This window comes from Azospirillum ramasamyi, assembly GCF_003233655.1.
GTDB classification, from domain to species: domain Bacteria; phylum Pseudomonadota; class Alphaproteobacteria; order Azospirillales; family Azospirillaceae; genus Azospirillum; species Azospirillum ramasamyi.
On sequence record NZ_CP029833.1, the window covers coordinates 506,176 to 524,676 of the forward strand.

Here is an 18,501-nt window from a genome sequence, read left to right on the forward strand (position 1 = left end):
AGGTGGGCGTGGCTTTCAAGGAAGCCTTTCACCGGACGATTTTTCCGGTACATGGAAGACCGTCTTCAGGGGCGTCGATTTGTAGTATCGAATTGTATGGCGTCATCGCTCCAGCGTTTCGGAGCGCAGGCGCGGTTCCGGAGATATGCCGGCTCACCGCAATATGCGGGGCGTCGGATGGAGCGTCGGGGGCCGGCGGCGGAGCATTCTCCGCCGCCGGCCCCCTCGGCCGCCATTCAACCGGTCAAAGGAGCGCCCGCTCCCCTCACTCCACCACGATGCGCGGGGCGGCGCGCCCGCCGGTGCCGCCGCCGATCTTTTCCCACAGGCGGGTGGCGATGCGGCGGTAGGCCTGGGCGTGCTCGGACTCCGGCTGCGACACCACGATCGGCTGTCCCTGGTCGGAGGTCTCGCGGATCGACAGGTGCAGCGGGATCTCGCCCAGGAACTCCATGCCCAGATCGTCGGCCTCCTTGCGGGCGCCGCCGTGGCTGAAGATGTCGGTGCGGTGGCCGCAGTTGGGGCAGCAGAAATAGCTCATGTTCTCGATGATGCCCAAAACCGGCACATCGACGCGGCGGAACATGTTCAGCCCCTTGCGGGCGTCCAGCAAGGCGATGTCCTGCGGGGTGGAGACGATCACCGCGCCGGCCAGCGGCACCTGCTGGGCCATGGTCAGCTGGGCGTCGCCGGTGCCGGGCGGCATGTCCACCACCAGGATGTCGAGCGTGCCCCAGTTGACGTCGCGCAGCATCTGCTGCAGCGCGCTCATCACCATGGGGCCGCGCCAGATCATCGGCGTGTCCTCGGCCACCAGGAAGCCCATGGACATTACCTTGACGCCGAAATTCTCCATCGGCTCCAGGCGCTTGCCGTCGGGGCTGTTGGGACGGCCGGCGATTCCCATCATGCGCGGCATCGACGGGCCGTAGATGTCGGCGTCGAGCAGCCCGACCTTCAGCCCGTTGGCGGCCAGCGCCAGCGCGAGGTTGGCCGAGGTGGTCGATTTGCCGACGCCGCCCTTGCCCGAGGCGACGGCGACGATGGCCTTCACGCCGGGGACCAGCGGCTTCTGCGGGTCGCCCTGCGGCGCCGCGCCATGGGAATGCCCATGTGAGTGGCCGTGCGAGTGGCCGTGCCCGCCATGCGAATGGCCTTGCTGCGGTGCGGCCTGGGGAGCGGCCCGGTGGGCGGTCAGCACGGCGGTGACCGACAGAACGCCGGGGAGGGCGTCCACCGCCTTCTCGGCGGCGTGGCGCAGCGGCTCCGCCTGGGCGCCGCGTTTGGGGTCGACTTCGATGGAGAAGGCGACATGGCCGTCACGCACCACGAGGCCCGACAACATGCCCAAACTGACGATGTCGGCGCCCCGGTCCGGGTCGACGACGGTCTTCAGCGCCTGCATGACTTGAGCTTCGCTGATCTGCGCCATGGTTGAAAACTCCGCTATCTTCCCGATATTGGCGGATATCCGTTGGTGGAATCCTTGCCTAAGGGTATGGGGGACTATAGGACCGACGGACGACATCGGTAAAGGGAGGTGCGGGGCCATGCCAGCGCGCTTTCACATCATGGGACGAATCACGAAGTAAGGGGGACACACTCGGATGCCGTGGAACAATCAAGGTGGGGGCGGCGGCGGCGGCGGTCCCTGGGGTCCCCCGCCGGGCAACAACGGTCCCGGGAATCCGTGGGGCCGCCCCCAGGGTGGGGGAAATGGCGGCGGCGGCGGCGGCCCGCAGCCTCCCGACCTTGAGGATCTGCTGCGCCGCAGCCAGGACCGCCTGCGCCGCGCCATGCCCGGCGGCTTCGGCAGCGGCCGGGGCGTGGCCGTGGTCGTGGGCGTGCTTGCCCTGATCTGGCTCGCCAGCGGTATCTACCGCGTCGAGGCGGACGAGCAGGGCGTGGTCCTGCGCTTTGGCGAATGGACGCGCACCGAACAGCCCGGTCTGCGCTACCGCCTGCCGTCGCCGATCGAGACGGTGCTGCTGCCGAAGGTGACGCGCGTCAACCGGATCGAGGTCGGCTACCGCTCCTCCGCGGGTACCGGCCGCAACGACCGCGACGTGCCGGACGAATCCCTGATGCTGACCGGCGACGAGAACATCGTCGACATCGACTTCACGGTGTTCTGGGTCATCAAGGACGCGGGCAACTACCTGTTCAAGATCCGCGATCCGGAATCGACGGTCAAGAAGGCCGCCGAGAGCGCGATGCGCGAGGTGATCGGCCGCACCGACCTGCAGCCCGCCCTCACCGAGGCCCGCCAGCAGATCGAAACCTCGACCCGCCAGCTGCTCCAGACCATGCTGGACGAATACCAGTCGGGCATCGAGATCACCCAGGTCCAGCTGCAGAAGGCCGACCCGCCGGCTCCGGTCATCGACGCCTTCAACGACGTGCAGCGCGCCCGCGCCGACCGCGAACGCGCCCGCAACGAGGCGGAAGCCTACCGCAACGACATCATCCCGCGCGCCCGAGGCGAGGCGGAACGTCTGGTGCAGGAGGCGTCGGCCTATCGCGAGCAGGTGGTCAGCCTGGCCCAGGGTGACGCCGAGCGCTTCCGCAAGGTCTACGAGGCCTATGCGCAGAACAAGGACGTCACCGCCCGCCGCATGTATCTGGAGACGATGGAGGAGATCCTCCGCGGCCGGAACAAGATCATCGTGGAGGGATCGGCGCAGAACGTCGTGCCATACCTGCCGCTGAACCAGCTGGCCCCGAACGCCGCGCCGGCTCCGCAGCAGGCGCCGCGCCAGGCCCCGCCGGCCAATTCCGGCGGCAACCAGGGCGGGCCGCGCCCCGGCACGCAGACGCAGCCCCAGCCGCTGTCTTCGCTGCCGCAGAACCAGCTCCTGTCCGGCCAGTGAGGAGGATCGCATCATGAACCGCACCCTCGCAATCGTCGGCATCGGCATCGTCGCCCTTGGCATCGTCGCCTCGTCGTCCCTGTTCACCGTCAACGAGGCGCAGCAGGCGCTGATCCTGCAGTTCGGCGAACCGCGCCGGGTGATCCAGGAGCCGGGTCTGCAGGCCAAGATCCCCTTCATCCAGGAGGTCCGCCTTCTCGACCGCCGCGTGCTCGACCTCGATCCGCCGGTGGAGCAGGTGATCCTGGCCGACCAGAAGCGCCTGGACGTCGACGCCTTCGCCCGCTACCGCATCCAGGACCCGCTGCGCTTCTACCAGACCGCCGGGACCGAGGCGGTGGCCGAAACCCGCCTGAACTCCATCGTCAACTCGGCGCTCCGCCGCGTGCTCGGCAACGTCACGGTGCTGGCCGTCCTGTCGGACGAGCGCGCCCGCATCATGACCGACATCAAGTCGCAGGTGAACGACGAGGCCAAGCGCTTCGGCATCGAGATCGTCGACGTGCGCATCCGCCGCGCCGACCTGCCGGAGGAAACCAGCCAGTCGATCTTCGCCCGCATGCGCTCCGAGCGCGAACGCGAAGCGTCCGAGGCGCGAGCCCAGGGCCAGGAGCAGTCGCAGCAGATCAAGTCGCGCGCCGAACGCGAACGCACGGTCATCATCGCCGAGGCCCAGCGCGACGCGCAGATCCTGCGAGGCGAAGGCGACAACACCGCGTTGAAGCTGATGGCCGAGGCGACGTCGCAGGATCCCGACTTCTACGGCTTCTACCGCTCGCTGGAGGCCTACCGGAAGTCGCTGAACGGCACCGACACCACCATGGTGCTGTCGCCGAACGGCGAGTTCTTCCGCTACTTCGCCGGGCCGGGGCCGCAGTCCGGGGGCGCTCCGGCCCCGGCGCAGGCCAACCAGCAGGCTGCCCCGCAGGCCAGCCAGCCGGCTCCTGCCGCCGCTCCGGCGCAGTAAGGCCGAAGCTCCGCGTACGAACGGAATGCGGCCGGATCGGGGGCTCCCCGATCCGGCCGTTCCTTTGCCGGGGTCAAGGCGCGCGGCAGGATTGGAAAGAATTCGGCGGGCTTGTGATTTCCGCTGGTGCCGACTGGACCGGCGCGCCATCTTGCGGCCATACTCTTGGACCAACACATATATGGCCCAGAACTGGGCGGCCGCTCCCGTCCTTGGAACCGGCCGGACGTCTGGTAGGGAGAGCACGTTGATTCGCATACCAAAATTCGAACCCGCCGCGCGGGGCGCCGTGGCCGGGGCCCGGTCGCGTAAGGCGGGCGTCCGGCCGCTTGCCGCCGCCATCGTCTGGGGCATGGCGTCGGTCATCGGCGGCGGCGCCGTCATCGGCGCCTTCACCGCCGCGCCGGCCCAGGCCCAGGCGGCGGCCCCCAACCGCAACGCGCCCGGCAGCTTCGCCGATCTGGCGGAAAAGCTGCTGCCGGCGGTCGTCAACATCTCCACCAGCCAGAGCGCGCCGCAGCGTCCGCAGGGGCCGCGGCCGGAGATTCCGCAATTCCCGCCGGGCTCGCCCTTCGAGGATTTCTTCCGGGACTTCTTCGACCGCCAGCAGCAGCAGGACCAGCCGCAGCGCAAGGCGACCTCGCTGGGCTCCGGCTTCATCATCGACGCCAAGAACGGCTATGTGGTCACCAACAACCACGTCGTTCAGGACGCCGACGAGATCACCGTCATCCTGCAGGACGACACCAACATCAAGGCGGAACTGGTCGGCAAGGACAGCAAGACCGACCTTGCCCTGCTGAAGATCAATACCACCCACCCGCTGGTCGCCGTGCCCTTCGGCGACAGCGACGCCATGCGCGTCGGCGACTGGGTGCTGGCGATCGGCAACCCGTTCGGCCTGGGCGGCTCGGTCACCGCCGGCATCATCTCGGCGCGCCAGCGCAACATCGACGCCGGTCCCTACGACGACTTCCTGCAGACCGACGCCTCGATCAACCGCGGCAATTCCGGCGGCCCGATGTTCAACCTGAACGGCGAGGTCATCGGCATCAACACCGCCATCTTCTCGCCGTCGGGCGGGTCGGTCGGCATCGGCTTCGCCATCCCGGCCAATCTGGCCAAGCAGGTGGTGGCGCAGCTGAAGGAATACGGCAAGACCCGCCGCGGCTGGCTGGGCGTGCGCATCCAGGCGATCACGCCGGAGATCGCCGAGAGCCTCGGCCTGCCCGGCCACAAGGGCGCGCTGGTCGCCTCTGTCACCCCGGACGGCCCGGCCGCCAAGGCCGGCATCCAGGCCGGCGACGTGGTGACGAAGTTCGACGGCAAGGAGATCGACGAGATGCGGCGCCTGCCGCGCGTCGTCGCCGAAACCTCCATCGACCGGGCCGTCCCGGTCGAGATCTGGCGCAAGGGCAAGTCCCAGACCGTGCAGGTCAAGGTGGGCGAGCTGGAAGCCGCGGAGGAGCAGGGCCTGCTCGCCGCCAACCCGGACGAGAAGCAGCAGCCGAAGGACAAGGCTCCGGCCCAGAAGCCGACCGAATCGCTCGGCATGAAGCTGACCGGCATCACCCCGGAACTGCGCCAGCAGTTCGATATCAAGCCCGACCTGAAGGGCGTGGTCATCACCGAGGTGGCCGGCAACTCCACCGCCGCGGAAAAGGGCCTGCGCGCCGGCGACGTCATCCTGGAGGTTGGACAGGAAGAGGTCCGCAAGCCGGAGGACGTCACCGCCAAGGTCCAGAAGGCCAAGGAGCAGAGCAAGAAGTCCGTCCTGCTGCTGGTCGACCGCAAGGGCGACCTGCGCTTCGTGGCGATCCCGCTCGGCTGATCGCCTGCGGCACGGGAACAGGGGCGCCGGCGGGAAACCGCCGGCGCCCTTTTCGTTTGTGCGGGTTGGTATGCCTGGAGGGGGCGCGGCGCGCTTCTATGGCCTGTCGAGCAACATCGCCACCGCGACCGTGCCGGCCAGCAGGGCGCAGAGCACGGCGACGATGGCGAGGCTGCGCAGGAACTGGCGGAATTCCCCCTGCTTCCAGGCGCTGCGCCCCAGCAGCGCCAGATAGCCCGCCATTGCGGCGGCGATGATCTGCCAGCCCATTCCAGTCCCGACCCCGCCCCAACCCCGTCCTCGGCCCATCGCCGCCATCGGGGTTGCAGCGGGAAAAAGCGCACGCACGGCCATTCCCGGTCAAGCCTTAGCGCCATGGCCGGGGTGCTCCCTATATCGAACGGTGGGGGTCTCCATTCGGGTTATCTGTTGGCATCACCACCGTAGGAGGCCGTCACTTCAACTTCGTGTAAGAGAAATCCGACATATCTCGCTTATGAGGCGAAGCCATACGCAAATAAGTGGTGGTTAACAAACCAGTTAATGCCTTCGAGCAGTGCAATGTTCGCTGCTGTGATATCTTTGGAACCGGGAATCCCGGCGGGGCTTTGCGCATATGCCCAATGCGTTCTTCTTTTAACTCTGTAGAGTGGTACCGTAGGTCGCGACACGGGGGTAACCTCCCCCTAAATAACGGCCTGCCGAAGCTGTCGGGGGGTAATCGGCCAGTCGCCAATGCGTCGGGATCTTCCTTCGTGCAGCGGCCACCACCGGCCCTACCGTCGGCCATCGCCTGATGATGCTCGGTTCAAAATTGCGGGAGCGGACAATGGACACAGTGCGCGCTTTTCTCATCGACTCGAACAAGCTGTTTCGCGAGGGGCTGAAGCGCCTGCTCGACGACTCGCCCTTCCAGATCCAGGCGGAGGCGGGAAACCTGCGCGAGGCGCTGAGTTCGGTCGAAAACGGCCTGAAGCCGCAGCTCCTTCTCCTCGACCTGCAGAATGGCGGTGACGAGGAAGCGGAAGGAATGCGCCGCCTGCGCGCTCTGCTGCCGGATACCCGCATGGTCATCCTGACCAGCGATCTCTGCACCCGCCGCCTCGCCAATGCGCTCGAGGCCGGTGCCGACGGCTATCTGATGAAGGATCTGTCGTCCGACGCGCTTGCCCAGTCGCTGAAGCTGGTCATGATGGGCGAGAAGGTGTTCCCGACCCATCTGGCGGCTCTGCTGATCTCCGGCCGCGTCAACGGCAACGGCACCGAGATGCCGGTGTCGCGCAAGGGGCTGTCGCAGCGCGAGGTGCAGATCCTGCGCTGCCTGCTGAACGGCGACAGCAACAAGATGATCGCCAATCACCTGAACATCACGGAAGCCACCGTGAAGGTTCACCTGAAGAGCCTGCTGCGCAAGATCAACGCGTCCAACCGCACCCAGGCCGCCATCTGGGCGCTGAACAACGGCATCGGCGGCGAGCTGGCCGGCGCCGGTGCGGTTGCCGCCGCGGCGAACCAGTAACCCGCCTGTCCATTGCGCTCACCTGGCCCTCCCCCGCCATCCCGGGGGAGGGTTCTTACCGTTTGCTTTCGCCCGCTTACTTTGCGAACAGCTGCGACATGTCCGCGAAGGCCTTGAACTCCAGGGCGTTGCCGGCGGGATCGAGGAAGAACATGGTGGATTGTTCGCCCACCTGCCCCTTGAAGCGGGTGTAGGGCTCGATCACGAACTTCACGCCGGCGGCCTTCAGCTTCTCGGCCAGCGCGTCCCAGTCGGCAGGCTGCAGAACGACGCCGAAATGCGGCACCGGCACGTCGTGGCCGTCCACCGGATTGCGGTGCGCCGGGGCGGCGTTGGGGTCGCGCGGCTTCAGATGGGCGACGATCTGGTGGCCGAACAGGTCGAAGTCGATCCACTCGTCGCTGCTGCGACCCTCCGGGCAACCGAGCACGGTGCCGTAGAAATGGCGGGCGGCGGCCAGATCGTCGACCGGGAAAGCGATGTGGAAGGGCGTCAGCGTCGTCATGGTGGCGTGGCCTTTCGGGACCGGTTGGCACTTGGCTGTTGATGCCCCCAGCAGACCCCATCCCTCCAGACTTGACAAACGAGTTCTCGGGCGGAGATTTATGAGTTCAACTCATGATTCGGTTCGCCCCATGCCAGACCGCGTCCTGCCGTCTCTCAATGCCGTCCGCAGCTTCGTCGCCGTGGCCCGCCATCTCAGCTTCACCAAGGCGGCCGACGAACTGGCGGTGACCCAGGGCGCCGTCAGCCGCATGATGCAGACCCTCCAGGCCGATCTGGGCGTGGAGCTGATCCGCCGCGTCGGCCGCGGCATCGAACTGACTCCAACCGGGGCCGCCTTCTATGGCGAGGCGTCGGCGGCGCTCGACCGCATCGCGGCGGCGGCCAGGGCGGCCCGCGCGCAGGAGGGCGGGGTGCTGCGGGTCAGCGCGCTGCCGACCCTGACCCAGCGCTGGCTCATCCCGCGGCTGAAGCGGTTCCAGGCCGAAAATCCCGACATCCAGGTCGAGGTCAGCATCGGCGAGCATCGCGTCGATTTCGCCAAGGAGCGGATCGACGTCGCCATCCGCTATGGCGTGGAGGACTGGCCGGGGGCGGAGACGGCGACGCTGATGCCGGAGACGATGGGCGTCTTCTGCGCGCCGTCGCTGCTGGAGCAGGGGCCGCCGTTGCGCCGGCCCGCCGATCTGGCGCATCACCGGCTGCTGCAGCACACCACCCGGCCCGATTCCTGGCGGGTCTACCTCTCCGCCTTCGGACTGACCCTGCCGGAGGCTGCGCTGTCGCTGGCCTTCGAGCATTTCTTCATGATCATCGAAGCGGCGTCGGCCGGCATGGGGGTGGCGCTGCTGCCGGTCTTCCTGGTCGGCGACGATGTGGCGTCGGGCCGGCTGGTCCAGCCGATGCCGGAGACCCTGCGCCCGCGCGGCTGCTACCTGATCGCCCACGCGCCGGGGGCGGAGCGGGCGCGCCGCGTCCGCCGCTTCAAGGACTGGCTGCTGACCGAGGTGGAGTAGGGGAGGGGGCCTAGTCCAGCGTACCGGCCGCCTCGTGCCGGTCCTCCGCCGTCGTCAGGATGGTTTCGACCGCGATGCGCAGGCCGGCGACCACCTGTTCGACCGCCATCGACGGGGAGCCCGGGTGGCGCACCGCCTGTTCGGGGGCCAGCGGGATGTGCAGGAAGCCGACGCGCATGGCCGGGCGCCGGACCGCCCGCAGATGGCAGGCGCCGTAGAACAGGTGGTTGCAGACGAAGCTGCCGGCGCTGTGCGACAGGCCGGCGGGAATGCCGGCGTCGCGCAGGGCGGCGGCGATGGCCTTCACCGGCAGGCTGGCGAGATAGGCCGCCGGGCCGCCCGCCACCACCGGCGCGTCGATCGGCTGGTTGCCGGCATTGTCGGGAATGCGGGCGTCGTCCAGGTTGACGGCCACCCGTTCCAGCGACAGTTCCGCCCGGCTCTGCGCCTGCCCGACCCCGAGCAGGGCCACCGGCTCCGTCTCCGCCACCGCGCGGTCGAGCGCGCCGAGCGCCGCGCCGAAGACGCAGGGCATCAGGCGGGCGGCGACATGGTGGCCGCGGCACTCCCAGCCGTCGAGCTGCCGCACCGCTTCCCAGGACGGGTTGACGGCCTCGCCGCCGAAAGCTTCGAAGCCGGTGAGCAGGATCGTCGGCATCAAGCCGAGCCTTTCTCCCAGGACGGCGTCGGCAGAGTCATGCCGTGGTTGCCGCGATAGGCCGCGACCTCCGGCGACGACCAGCCCGCCAGCAGGGCCGGGTCGAGCCGGTAGACCTCGACGCCCAGCGGACGGCAGACCTCCAGCGGGTCGCGGGCGTCCGGTCCCCACAGCGGCACGCTGAGGTCGCCGCCGGGGCAGGTCGACAGGGCGCAGAGCAGGTCGATCTCGGCGAAGAATTCCAGGAAATCGCCCTTCTTGGCCGGGCAGGCCTTCATGAAATACTTGTCCTCGTCGTTCAGCCCGGTGACCTGGAAGACGTTCAGCACGTCATGCACGTCGAATTCGGTCAGGCCATAGGGGGCGACGGCGCGGGTCAGGTTGGAATGGCAATGGTGGTGGAAATCCTCGCCCGTCAGCATGCGGTTGACATAGGGATCGCAGCGCGTGCCCAGCAGGTCATGGACCCGGCCGCCATACTCGTCGATGCCGTAATCGGCCAGCGTGTCGTGGGTGATGGTCGCCAGGGGACGCAGATAGGGCAGGGTCGACCACATCCGGTCGAAGGTGCTGACATGCGCCTGCTGGAGCTGGCGCGTGCGCGAGGCCCAGAAGCGTTCGCGCGGGTTGTGGCGGTTCCAGATGTTCAGGTCGGCGACCTGCGGCCCTTCGACGGTGACGATGCGGAACACATGGCCGGCCGGCACCGTCCAGGCACGGCCGGAGCGGATCGGCACCACGAAGCTGTCCACCAGTTCCCGCCCATCGGACTGCGACCCGATGCGCCCGTAGAAGGCGCGGTCCACGTCGAGCGCGGACCCTTTGCTGGCTTGGTAGGCGGCGGGATAGCTGGGCATCGCGGTCTCCTCTGGGGTTGATCGGGCCGGCCGGGCCGGCCGGCGATCATGACCAGGGAAGGGGACGGCGGGCAACAGCTGTTCGCACGGCCGCTCGCAAGGCCGCCCTTTGCGCAGCCCCGCTCAGGCCGCGGCGGCGGCCAGGACGCGGGTCTGCCGGGCGACCTTCTCGAAGGCGCGTTCCTCGATCTGGCGGATGCGCTCGCGGCTGACGCCGTAGCGGACCGACAGGTCTTCCAGGGTCAGCGGGGTTTCCGACAGGCGGCGGCAGGTCAGGATGTCGCGCTCGCGGTCGTTCAGCACGCCCATCGCCTCATGCAGCAGGGCGCTGCGCTGGCGGGCCTCGCCGCGTTCGACCAGCGAGTCCTCGACAGACGGACGCTCGTCGGCCAGCAGATCCTGCCATTCGGCAGAATCGCCGTCGGCGTTCATCGGGGCGTTGAGCGAAGCCACGGGCGCCGACAGGCGGCGGTTCATGGCGACGACGTCGTCCTCCGGCACCGACAGGTCGTTGGCGATGCGGGTCACGCTGTCGGGCTGCAGGTCGCCGCTGCCATATTCGCCCAGCTTCCGCTTCAGGCGGCCCAGGCTGAAGAACAGCTTCTTCTGCGCGGCGGTGGTGCCGATCTTCACGAGGCTCCAGGACCGCAGGATGTAATCCTGGATCGAGGCCTTGATCCACCACATCGCGTAGGTGGACAAACGGAAGCCGCGTTCCGGCTCGAACTTCTTGACGGCGGTCATCAGTCCGAGATTGCCTTCGGCGATCAGGTCGGACAGCGGCAGGCCGTAGCCGCGATAGCCGCCGGCGATCTTGACGACGAGACGGAGGTGGCTGGTGACCAGCTTGTGCGCCGCATCGACGTCGCCATGCTCGGTCCAGGCCTTGGCCAGCATGTACTCGTCCTCGGCCGTCAGGACCGGGTAACGGTGCGTGTCGTTGATGTAGCGGGACAGCGATTCGCCGGAATCCGGCGAACGGATGGCAATGGCGGAGCTCATGTCACATCCTCATGCAAAGCGATATGACGGGTGCAGGACTCCCGAAACGGCGAGCCCAGGCCTCTCCGGCGGAGCAGGCGGGGATATAGTACAAAATCGGTGCTGAAAGTCAAGCGTGGCGGTCGGGTATCGCGCCGGACGCAGCCGCCGATTGACCTTCCTCAGTGCGCGGAAGCCCGGAGCGTGGCAGGACCGGGGCGTCGCCGGGCACCATCGCGAGGGAAGCGCATGTCATGAAGATCGCTGTCGGCACCAAGGACTTCGAGACCATCGCCACCCATGGCGGCCGCACCCGCCGCTTCCTGGTCTATGAGGCGGAGGCCGGGAGCGACCCGGTCGAGACCGGCCGGATCGAACTGGCGGAGGAGGAGGTCCTGCACCTCTGCGGCGACGGCCGGCCCCACCCGATCGACGCCGTGCGGGTGGTCATCACCGGATCGTCCGGCGCCGGATTCGTCGCGCATATGAAGCGCCGCGGCATCGAGCCGGTGACGACGACGGAAACCGATCCGGTCCGGGCGATCCGCGGCTGGTTCGCCGGCACGCTGGACCCGGCCCCCGAACCGCAGCACCCGCATGAGCACCATGACGGCCATCATGACGGTCATAATGGGGACCGCCACGACGATGAAGGGCACCGCCGCTGAGGCGGCGGCGGGCGTCCGCCTCAGACCGGGAAGCTGACGCTGGCGGTCGTCCCGGCGGCGTCGCTGTCGGTGGACAGCGTGTCGCCCAGCTGGCCGGCCAGCGCCTCGGCCAGCATCAGGCCGTCCTCGGCGGTGGTGTCGAACCCGGCGGGCAGGGCGCGGCCGTTGTCCTCCACCGTCAGGCGGGCGCGGCCGCTGTCGCCCTGCTGGCGCACGGTGATGCGGATCCAGCCGTCGTCGGGGAAGGCGTGGTGCAGGCAGCTGGTCACCAGCTCCGCGATGATGAGGCCGAGCGGCATCGCCTCGTACAGGCCGATCTGGATCGGGTCGGAATCGACCGTCACCGGCACGCGGGACAGGGCGCCCGGCGTGCCTTCGCGCACCGCCTCGCACAGGGCGGTGACGTAGCGGCCGAGGTCGACATGGGTGCCGGCGCCGCTCTCGTGCAGCTGGCGATAGAGGATTGCCAGCGCTTCGATGCGCACCATGGTCTGTTCATAGGCGGCGCGGGCGTCGGGGTCGCGGATGCGGCCGGCCTGCAGCTTCAGCAGGCTGATCACCAATTGCAGGCTGTTCTTGGCGCGATGCTGGAGTTCCCGAAGCTCCGCTTCCAACTCCTGAATGCGGGCCGTCAGCCGATCGGTCGGGGACGTCCCTGACGCGACGCCGTCGCCCGGCTGGTCCGGAGGAGAATGAGCGGCCTGCGACCGCGAAAGCATCGGCATGGGAACGGACTCGGCTCGGTCATCATTGGTAAGCATCGTCGAAAACACTCGTCAATCTAAGCGCTTGTCCGGCCGGCCCCACCGGTTCTGAGGGAGTAACCCGCCGCGCCTAGCCGCAAAGACCGAGGCATTCCGGTTATCACGCCGCAATCCGCCGGCTCCCGGATGGCCTGCGGACGGGGGCGGACGGGCGCACACCGAAAGATAGGTTGTATCCTGCGGATGCGCTGGCAAGAGTGGCCGCATGATGATGCGAAAGATGTTGGGCTGGGGCCTGCTGCTGATGGCCCTGTCGGGCGGCTGCGCCGCGGTGGTCGGCGCCGGCGGCGATCCGCAAATCGTCACGGCGACGGAGGTGCCGCTCGACCGCGACCGGCCGGACAGGGCGGCGGTCGGGCCGCTGCGATTCCTGGGCGGCCTGGAGATCGCCGGGTCGAGCGCCGGGGGCGAGCGGATCGGCGGGCTGTCCGGCCTGTGGATCGACCCGGCCGGCGAGCGCTTCGTCGCCGTCGGCGACACCGGGCTGGTGGTGGACGGGCGGCTGCGATCCGACGCCGCGGGGCGCCTGACCGGGATTGCCGACCTCGACGCCCGTCCGCTGCCGGTGGAGGACGGGATCACCCGCCGCAAGCGCCGGACCGATGCCGAGGAACTGGCCCGTCTGGCCGACGGCAGCTGGCTGGTGTCGTTCGAGCGCGACCACCGCATCCTGCGCTATTCCGCCGGCGCGCGCGGCCCGGAGGGCAGGCCGGTCCCGGTGCCCCTGCCGCCGGGGATGGAGGACGCTCCGGCAAACGGTGGGCTGGAGGCGCTGACCCGTCTTCCCGACGGCCGTCTGCTGGCCATGGAGGAGGGCGACGACGACGGCCGGCAGGAGCGCCGCGCCTGGATTTCCCGCATGGGCGCGTCCAAGGACGCCGTGCCGCGCAGCGCGGCGGACTGGCTGCCGTTCACCTACCGCGCGGCACCCCGCTACCGGCCGGTCGGCGTCGCCCCGCTGCCCGACGGCGGCGTGCTGGTGCTGGAGCGGCGGGTGTCGCTTCTGGGCGGCTGGTCGTCGCGCATTGCCCGGGTGGCGCCGCAACAGCTGAAGGCCGGCGCCGTCGTCGAGGGGGCCGAACTCGCCCGGCTGGAGGCGCCACTGGTGAACGATAATTTCGAAGCCATCGCCACCCGCCGCGGCCCGGCGGGGGAAACGCTGGTCTATCTGATCTCCGACGACAATTTCCGCTCGCTCCAGCGCACCTACCTTCTGCTGTTCGCCCTGGACGGCTCATCGTCCTGAGGCGTTTTCCCCGACCCCCGTCCGTCTCCGACCAAAGTCGGACGGGGCGATGCCCGCTGCGGATTTGACAGCGCCGCGCCCTTGAGGCTAGCTGCCTCCATATGCTTTCAGGGGAAACAATCATGGCGGCGAGCGATAAGCTGGGGGCGGGAGAGGTTGCCGCCGCACCGGCGGTTCCGACGGTGGCCCCCGGCCTGAGGCGGGCGGCGCTGCTGACCCTGCTGGCGATGCTGGCCTTCGCCGCCAACTCCATTCTGTGCCGGCTGGCCCTGACCCAGACCGCCATCGATCCGGCCGGCTTCACCCTGTTGCGGATCGCCTCCGGCGCCGCCAGCCTGTGGCTGATCGCCCGCGCGACCGGGCACGTGAAGGCCGGAGCGGGAAGCTGGCGCGGCGCGGCGGCGCTGCTGGCCTATGCGGCGGCCTTCTCCTTCGCCTATCTGACCATGACCGCGGGAACCGGGGCGCTTCTGCTGTTCGGGGCGGTGCAGGCCACCATGATCCTGGTCGGGCTCTACCGCGGTGAACGGCTGGCGGCGCTGCAATGGGGCGGGCTGGGTCTGGCGCTCTGCGGGCTGGCGCTGCTGCTGGCGCCGGGGCTGTCGGCGCCCGACCCGCTGGGGGCGCTGCTGATGGTGGCGGCCGGTGCGGCGTGGGGCGCCTATTCGCTGCTGGGGCGGGCCAGCCGCGATCCGATCGCCACCACCGCCGGCAATTTCCTGCGCGCCGTTCCGATGGCGGCGGCGCTGGCCCTGCTGTCGGCGCTGGCCGGTCCGTTTACCGGCGGCGGGCTGCGCTGGGATGCGGGCGGGCTGTTCTACGCCGTCCTGTCCGGGGCGCTGGCGTCGGGCGTGGGCTATGCGATCTGGTACGCCGCGCTGCCGGCCCTGACCGCCGCCCGCGCCGCTTCCGTCCAGTTGAGCGTCCCGGTCATCACCGCGCTGGCCGCGGTTCTGGCTCTGGGCGAGCGGATCACGCCGACGCTGGCGGTCTCCTCCGTCGCGGTTCTGGGCGGCATCGCGCTGGTGATCGTCGGAAAGCGGCGGGCTTAAAAGGGAACCACTCACCCCGCCTGCTCATATCATCAGGCTTTACGCTTGCCCTCGAACGGCGGGCGCGGCCGTCCGGCCGCTTGCCTTCGCAGGCATGGGCCTGCGGGGCCGCAGTCGCGGCCCTCACCGCCGGGCGCAAGCCGCAACTTACGCCCGGCGGTTTCACACGGGGACCACCTGCGCCCGTTCCAGCGCCACGAGGTCGGCGGGGCGGCTGCGCAGGCGCCCCGGCGGGAACAGCACGGTGGCGGTGGTGCCGCGCCCCAGCACGCTGGACAGCACGAACCGCCCGTCCTGCATCTCCACCAGCGACTTGACCAGAGGCAGCCCCAGCCCGGTTCCGGCATAGCGCCGGGTGTGGGAGTTGTCGACCTGATGGAACGGCTCCATCACATGGTCGAGCTCGACGGCGGGAATGCCGATGCCGGTGTCGCTGACCCGCAGGCGGAGGCTGCGCGCCGCCCGATCCGCCTCCACCGCGATCCGGCCGCCGGGCGGCGTGAACTTCACGGCGTTGGACAGCAGGTTCAGCAGGATCTGCCGCACCGCGCGGGCGTCGGCGTAGAGGATGGGCAGGGGATCGTCCAGATTCGCCGTCAGGTCCACGCCCTTTTCGAGCGCCAGCGGCTCCATCTGGCGCAGGCACTCGCCGATCAGATCCTCCACCGCCAGCTCCTCCTGGTGCATGACGTATTTGCCCGATTCGATCTTGGTGGTGTCGAGGATGTCGTTGATCAGGCTCAGCAGATGCTGGCCGGACCGGCGGATGTCGCCGACATACTCGGTCTGCTTGGGCGTCATCGCGCCGAAGATGCCGCTTTCCAGCGCCTCCGCGAAGCCGATCACCGCGTTCAGCGGGGTGCGCAGCTCGTGGCTCATGTTCGCCAGGAACTGCGTCTTGGCCCGGTTGGCGGCGTCGGAAACCTGCTTGGCGGCGATCAGCTCCGCCTCGATCCCGTGACGGGCGGCGATGTCCTGGATCAGCCGGTGCTGGCTGTCGCGCAGCGCCCGCTCGCTGCCCTGCAGGTCGGCCATCGCCTGTTCGCGCTGCCCGGCCTCGCGCAGCAGGGCCAGCATCATCAGCCCGAGCACCAGCGTTCCGGCAAGGCCGGCGGCGGCCAGCATGACGGCCTTGGACCGCCAGGGGGCCAGCACCGCGTCGCGCGACGACGATACCGTCACCACCAGCGGCATTTCGGTCGAGGCGCGGTAGCTGAGGATACGACGCGGCCCCTCGGACGGGCTGTCCAGCATCTCGGTGCCGGCCGGCGCCTCCTTCAGCAGGCGGGCGAACAGCGGCAGATGGAGGGCCGACCGGCCGATATGGGTGTCATGGTCGGGGAAACGGGCCATCACCGGCCCGTCGGCATGATAGAGCGTCACCACGGTGTCGCCGGGAAGCGCCAGCGTCCGGTAGAAGCCGCGGAAGGCCGTCGGCTCCATCACCGCGACCACCACGCCGGCGAAGCGCCCGTCCGGGGCGTTCAGCCGCCGGCTCATCCCGATGAACCAGGTGCCGGAGCTGCGCCCCCGTGCCGGATTGCCGACGAAGACCCCGTCCGCTCCACCGGCGACCAGCCCGTCGCGGTGGGCCATCAGGTAATCGCGGTCCGACAGGTCGAGGTTGGCGGGGGTCAGCGTCTGGGTGTCGTGGACCAGCCTGCCGTCGGCGGCGACCACCAGCATGGCGCGGATCAGCGGCGACTGGCCGGCCTGACGGTTCAGCAGGGCATGCACGTCGGCATCGCCCCGGTCCCAGCTGTCGCCACGGACGGCCAGCACCTCCGCCACGCCGGACAGGATTTTCGCTACGCCCGAAAAGCTGTCGGTCGCATGGCGCTCCAGCACCTGCGCCGTCGCTCCGTTCTCTTCCCGTGCCTGGGCGACCGTCTCGCTGCGCTCATGCAGGACGTCATAGCCGATCATGGCGTTGAAGCCGACGATCAGCGCCACACCGAAGGCGCCCATTCCCCGTTTGAGACGCGAGATCAACCGACGGTCCGCCGTGTCCGGTCATGGATCGACCGATGCTACACCGCGAACCGCAATGCCGGAAGTCGCCTTGTCGTGGAAGAGGGGGTGGCTTGTTCCCTCAAAGGCGGACGGACGGGCTGGAGAACTGCGCCGCGGTCGAGTGGTTGATGGTGTTCAACGCCACCGCCGCGCCCAGCGCGATCACGGCCGCGGCGGCAAAGCCGAGGAACATGGCCTTCATCTCTAGTCTCCCATGGTTGGATTTGGCATGTGTGGATTGGACGCATAAAAGCAAAGCGGCCGCGGCGGCGCAATCCGCGCGTTCCCGGAGTCGCGTTCCCGGAGTCCCGGCTTCGGAGCCGGTGTCAGGGTTCGTCCGGATCGACCACCGAGAGCGAGATGACGTCGCTGTCGATCAGCACCTTGCCCGCATGCTCGAAATTCACGGTGATGCGGTTGCGGATGGCCGACTGCACCTGCCCCAGCCCCCAATCGGGCTGGTCGGGGTGGCGCACCCAGGCGCCGGGCACCAGCGAATCATCCATGTCGCGTCCCATCCGTCAGTCTATTGTACATAGGAAATGCGACCGCCTGTGCGGCGGCGCCCTGAGAGTATAGAATCGCCGGCACCGCGCCGTCGCCGCTCCTTTTTCCACCGGAGACCGTCTCGTGACCGAATCGCCTACTCACCCCGTCAGCGTCGACATCCGCGTCCTGGAACTGCTGGCGTCGAAGCTGTGCCACGATCTGGTCAGCCCGGTCGGGGCCATCCGCAACGGCCTGGAACTGATCGAGGAGATGCAGGAGGACGAGGATGGCGGCGGGGGCGGGTTGGCCGGCGGCTTCCTGGGGGAGGCGGTGAAGCTGATCGACCATTCCTCCGGTCAGGCCGACCGCCGGCTGCGGGTGTTCCGGCTGGCCTATGGGCTGGCCGGGCGCGACCAGAAGGGTTTCGGCGACGCCCGCAGCGCCGCCGCCGGCTATCTCGAGGGCGGCCGCACCCGGCTGGACTGGCCGGAGCGGGTGCCGCACGACATGACCGCCCAGCGCCGGGGCGTGGTGAAGCTGGTGCTGAACCTCATCCTGCTGGCGGACGAGGCGCTGACCCATGGCGGCCTCGTCTCCGTCGCGGCCGACGGCGACGAGACGGCCGGCCGCATCACCGTGACCGCCGCCGGCCGCCCGGGCACCCTGAACCCGGATGCCGCCACGGCCCTGGCCGGCACGGCGACGCCCGAGGCGCTGACTCCCCGCACCATCCACGCCTATCTCGTCGGGCGGCTGGCGGAGAGCGACGGCTTCCGCATCGCCGTCGCCACCGAAAGCAGCGAGCGGCTGGTCTTCACCGCCGAGTGGTGAGGTTCATCAAAGCTGTTTGAAAATCCGCGGCTCCACCACGACCTGCTCCACCCCGCCGGTGGTCTGGTGGGCCGTGGTGCGCAGCGTGACGGCCAGATTGTGGCGCGCGGCCTCCGCCAGCGCGGCATTGAGCCGTTCAACGGCCTCGCGCACGGATTGGGCGAGTTCGGCGTCGGTCATCGATCCTCCCTGTGACATTCGCGGCCTTATCCTACCGGTGGAAGCTCCCGGAAGA

Annotated in this window: 20 protein-coding genes; 9 read left to right on the plus strand and 11 right to left on the minus strand. The window is 69.1% G+C overall.

Annotation, left to right across the window (positions count from 1 at the left end):
* Positions 1-265: 265 nt before the first annotated feature.
* On the minus strand, positions 266-1,432 hold the full coding sequence (gene apbC / locus DM194_RS24515; RefSeq protein WP_111070231.1) for an iron-sulfur cluster carrier protein ApbC: 1,167 nt from the start codon (positions 1,430-1,432) through the stop codon (positions 266-268).
* Between the two features lie 175 nt (positions 1,433-1,607).
* Between apbC and hflK the strand changes: the two genes are divergently transcribed.
* The 3 genes from hflK (at position 1,608) to DM194_RS24530 (ending at position 5,668) form a co-directional block, all read left to right on the plus strand.
* On the plus strand, positions 1,608-2,870 hold the full coding sequence (gene hflK / locus DM194_RS24520) for an FtsH protease activity modulator HflK (protein ID WP_111070233.1): 1,263 nt from the start codon (positions 1,608-1,610) through the stop codon (positions 2,868-2,870).
* A 13-nt stretch (positions 2,871-2,883) separates the two neighbouring features.
* Positions 2,884-3,837 carry a protease modulator HflC gene (gene hflC, locus DM194_RS24525; protein ID WP_111070234.1) on the plus strand — a complete coding sequence of 318 codons (954 nt, stop codon included), beginning with the start codon at positions 2,884-2,886 and terminating at the stop codon, positions 3,835-3,837.
* A gap of 181 nt (positions 3,838-4,018) precedes the next feature.
* Positions 4,019-5,668 carry a DegQ family serine endoprotease gene (locus DM194_RS24530; protein ID WP_246024582.1) on the plus strand — a complete coding sequence of 550 codons (1,650 nt, stop codon included), beginning with the start codon at positions 4,019-4,021 and terminating at the stop codon, positions 5,666-5,668.
* Positions 5,669-5,764: 96 nt separating this feature from the next.
* On the opposite strand, the gene DM194_RS28510 is transcribed toward DM194_RS24530, so the two are convergent.
* Positions 5,765-5,938, minus strand: a complete 174-nt coding sequence (locus DM194_RS28510) for a hypothetical protein (protein ID WP_176581500.1) — start codon at positions 5,936-5,938, stop codon at positions 5,765-5,767.
* A 559-nt stretch (positions 5,939-6,497) separates the two neighbouring features.
* Between DM194_RS28510 and DM194_RS24535 the strand changes: the two genes are divergently transcribed.
* Positions 6,498-7,187, plus strand: coding sequence for a LuxR C-terminal-related transcriptional regulator (locus tag DM194_RS24535; RefSeq protein ID WP_111070236.1), 690 nt, complete (start codon positions 6,498-6,500; stop codon positions 7,185-7,187).
* Positions 7,188-7,263: 76 nt separating this feature from the next.
* On the opposite strand, the gene DM194_RS24540 is transcribed toward DM194_RS24535, so the two are convergent.
* Positions 7,264-7,692: a VOC family protein gene (locus DM194_RS24540; RefSeq protein ID WP_111070237.1), complete on the minus strand. Its 429-nt coding sequence runs from the start codon at positions 7,690-7,692 to the stop codon at positions 7,264-7,266.
* A 130-nt stretch (positions 7,693-7,822) separates the two neighbouring features.
* Between DM194_RS24540 and DM194_RS24545 the strand changes: the two genes are divergently transcribed.
* On the plus strand, positions 7,823-8,707 hold the full coding sequence (locus tag DM194_RS24545) for a LysR substrate-binding domain-containing protein (RefSeq protein ID WP_111070238.1): 885 nt from the start codon (positions 7,823-7,825) through the stop codon (positions 8,705-8,707).
* Between the two features lie 10 nt (positions 8,708-8,717).
* On the opposite strand, the gene pcp is transcribed toward DM194_RS24545, so the two are convergent.
* From pcp to rpoH, 3 genes are all read right to left on the minus strand, one after another.
* On the minus strand, positions 8,718-9,365 hold the full coding sequence (pcp, locus tag DM194_RS24550) for a pyroglutamyl-peptidase I (protein WP_111070239.1): 648 nt from the start codon (positions 9,363-9,365) through the stop codon (positions 8,718-8,720).
* Positions 9,365-10,222 (minus strand): urea carboxylase-associated family protein, encoded by an 858-nt coding sequence (locus DM194_RS24555; RefSeq protein WP_111070240.1) that lies wholly within the window; start codon positions 10,220-10,222, stop codon positions 9,365-9,367. The genes pcp and DM194_RS24555 overlap by 1 nt, the downstream gene beginning before the upstream one ends.
* 123 nt (positions 10,223-10,345) lie before the next feature.
* Complete coding sequence (rpoH, locus tag DM194_RS24560) at positions 10,346-11,224, minus strand: RNA polymerase sigma factor RpoH (protein ID WP_111070241.1); 879 nt, start codon at positions 11,222-11,224, stop codon at positions 10,346-10,348.
* A gap of 233 nt (positions 11,225-11,457) precedes the next feature.
* Between rpoH and DM194_RS24565 the strand changes: the two genes are divergently transcribed.
* The gene (locus DM194_RS24565) at positions 11,458-11,871 is read left to right on the plus strand and encodes a NifB/NifX family molybdenum-iron cluster-binding protein (protein WP_111070242.1); all 414 of its coding nucleotides are present in this window, start codon (positions 11,458-11,460) and stop codon (positions 11,869-11,871) included.
* A gap of 20 nt (positions 11,872-11,891) precedes the next feature.
* Here the strand turns inward: DM194_RS24565 and DM194_RS24570 are convergent, their stop codons facing one another.
* Entirely contained in the window at positions 11,892-12,596 is a 705-nt protein-coding gene (locus tag DM194_RS24570) for a sensor histidine kinase (RefSeq protein WP_111070243.1), read from the minus strand.
* A gap of 244 nt (positions 12,597-12,840) precedes the next feature.
* On the opposite strand from DM194_RS24570, the gene DM194_RS24575 reads away from it, so the two are divergent.
* Complete coding sequence (locus DM194_RS24575; protein ID WP_111070244.1) at positions 12,841-13,881, plus strand: esterase-like activity of phytase family protein; 1,041 nt, start codon at positions 12,841-12,843, stop codon at positions 13,879-13,881.
* Positions 13,882-14,003: 122 nt separating this feature from the next.
* On the plus strand, positions 14,004-14,933 hold the full coding sequence (locus DM194_RS24580; protein WP_111070245.1) for a DMT family transporter: 930 nt from the start codon (positions 14,004-14,006) through the stop codon (positions 14,931-14,933).
* A gap of 162 nt (positions 14,934-15,095) precedes the next feature.
* On the opposite strand, the gene DM194_RS24585 is transcribed toward DM194_RS24580, so the two are convergent.
* From DM194_RS24585 to DM194_RS24590, 3 genes are all read right to left on the minus strand, one after another.
* Entirely contained in the window at positions 15,096-16,901 is a 1,806-nt protein-coding gene (locus DM194_RS24585) for a sensor histidine kinase (RefSeq protein ID WP_111070246.1), read from the minus strand.
* A 124-nt stretch (positions 16,902-17,025) separates the two neighbouring features.
* Complete coding sequence (locus DM194_RS29015; RefSeq protein WP_281280333.1) at positions 17,026-17,148, minus strand: hypothetical protein; 123 nt, start codon at positions 17,146-17,148, stop codon at positions 17,026-17,028.
* Between the two features lie 124 nt (positions 17,149-17,272).
* Positions 17,273-17,452 carry a DUF3553 domain-containing protein gene (locus tag DM194_RS24590; RefSeq protein WP_111070247.1) on the minus strand — a complete coding sequence of 60 codons (180 nt, stop codon included), beginning with the start codon at positions 17,450-17,452 and terminating at the stop codon, positions 17,273-17,275.
* 124 nt (positions 17,453-17,576) lie between these two features.
* Between DM194_RS24590 and DM194_RS24595 the strand changes: the two genes are divergently transcribed.
* Positions 17,577-18,266, plus strand: coding sequence for a histidine phosphotransferase family protein (locus DM194_RS24595; protein ID WP_111070248.1), 690 nt, complete (start codon positions 17,577-17,579; stop codon positions 18,264-18,266).
* A gap of 6 nt (positions 18,267-18,272) precedes the next feature.
* Here DM194_RS24595 and DM194_RS28515 read toward each other — a convergent pair whose 3' ends face one another.
* Positions 18,273-18,446 (minus strand): hypothetical protein, encoded by a 174-nt coding sequence (locus DM194_RS28515; protein WP_176581501.1) that lies wholly within the window; start codon positions 18,444-18,446, stop codon positions 18,273-18,275.
* Positions 18,447-18,501 lie beyond the last annotated feature (55 nt).

Bases quoted from the DNA above. Each gene is read 5' to 3' on its own strand.
- DM194_RS24535 (WP_111070236.1), top strand. From the start codon at position 6,498: ATGGACACAGTGCGCGCTTTTCTCATCGACTCGAACAAGCTGTTTCGC.
- hflK (WP_111070233.1), top strand. From the start codon at position 1,608: ATGCCGTGGAACAATCAAGGTGGGGGCGGCGGCGGCGGCGGTCCCTGG.
- hflC (WP_111070234.1), top strand. From the start codon at position 2,884: ATGAACCGCACCCTCGCAATCGTCGGCATCGGCATCGTCGCCCTTGGC.
- DM194_RS24570 (WP_111070243.1), bottom strand. From the start codon at position 12,596: ATGCCGATGCTTTCGCGGTCGCAGGCCGCTCATTCTCCTCCGGACCAG.
- DM194_RS24585 (WP_111070246.1), bottom strand. From the start codon at position 16,901: ATGGGCGCCTTCGGTGTGGCGCTGATCGTCGGCTTCAACGCCATGATC.
- DM194_RS24540 (WP_111070237.1), bottom strand. From the start codon at position 7,692: ATGACGACGCTGACGCCCTTCCACATCGCTTTCCCGGTCGACGATCTG.
- DM194_RS28510 (WP_176581500.1), bottom strand. From the start codon at position 5,938: ATGGGCTGGCAGATCATCGCCGCCGCAATGGCGGGCTATCTGGCGCTG.
- rpoH (WP_111070241.1), bottom strand. From the start codon at position 11,224: ATGAGCTCCGCCATTGCCATCCGTTCGCCGGATTCCGGCGAATCGCTG.
- DM194_RS24530 (WP_246024582.1), top strand. From the start codon at position 4,019: ATGGCCCAGAACTGGGCGGCCGCTCCCGTCCTTGGAACCGGCCGGACG.
- DM194_RS24565 (WP_111070242.1), top strand. From the start codon at position 11,458: ATGAAGATCGCTGTCGGCACCAAGGACTTCGAGACCATCGCCACCCAT.
- DM194_RS24545 (WP_111070238.1), top strand. From the start codon at position 7,823: ATGCCAGACCGCGTCCTGCCGTCTCTCAATGCCGTCCGCAGCTTCGTC.
- DM194_RS24590 (WP_111070247.1), bottom strand. From the start codon at position 17,452: ATGGATGATTCGCTGGTGCCCGGCGCCTGGGTGCGCCACCCCGACCAG.
- pcp (WP_111070239.1), bottom strand. From the start codon at position 9,365: ATGCCGACGATCCTGCTCACCGGCTTCGAAGCTTTCGGCGGCGAGGCC.
- DM194_RS29015 (WP_281280333.1), bottom strand. From the start codon at position 17,148: ATGAAGGCCATGTTCCTCGGCTTTGCCGCCGCGGCCGTGATCGCGCTG.
- DM194_RS28515 (WP_176581501.1), bottom strand. From the start codon at position 18,446: ATGACCGACGCCGAACTCGCCCAATCCGTGCGCGAGGCCGTTGAACGG.
- DM194_RS24555 (WP_111070240.1), bottom strand. From the start codon at position 10,222: ATGCCCAGCTATCCCGCCGCCTACCAAGCCAGCAAAGGGTCCGCGCTC.
- DM194_RS24580 (WP_111070245.1), top strand. From the start codon at position 14,004: ATGGCGGCGAGCGATAAGCTGGGGGCGGGAGAGGTTGCCGCCGCACCG.
- apbC (WP_111070231.1), bottom strand. From the start codon at position 1,432: ATGGCGCAGATCAGCGAAGCTCAAGTCATGCAGGCGCTGAAGACCGTC.
- DM194_RS24575 (WP_111070244.1), top strand. From the start codon at position 12,841: ATGATGATGCGAAAGATGTTGGGCTGGGGCCTGCTGCTGATGGCCCTG.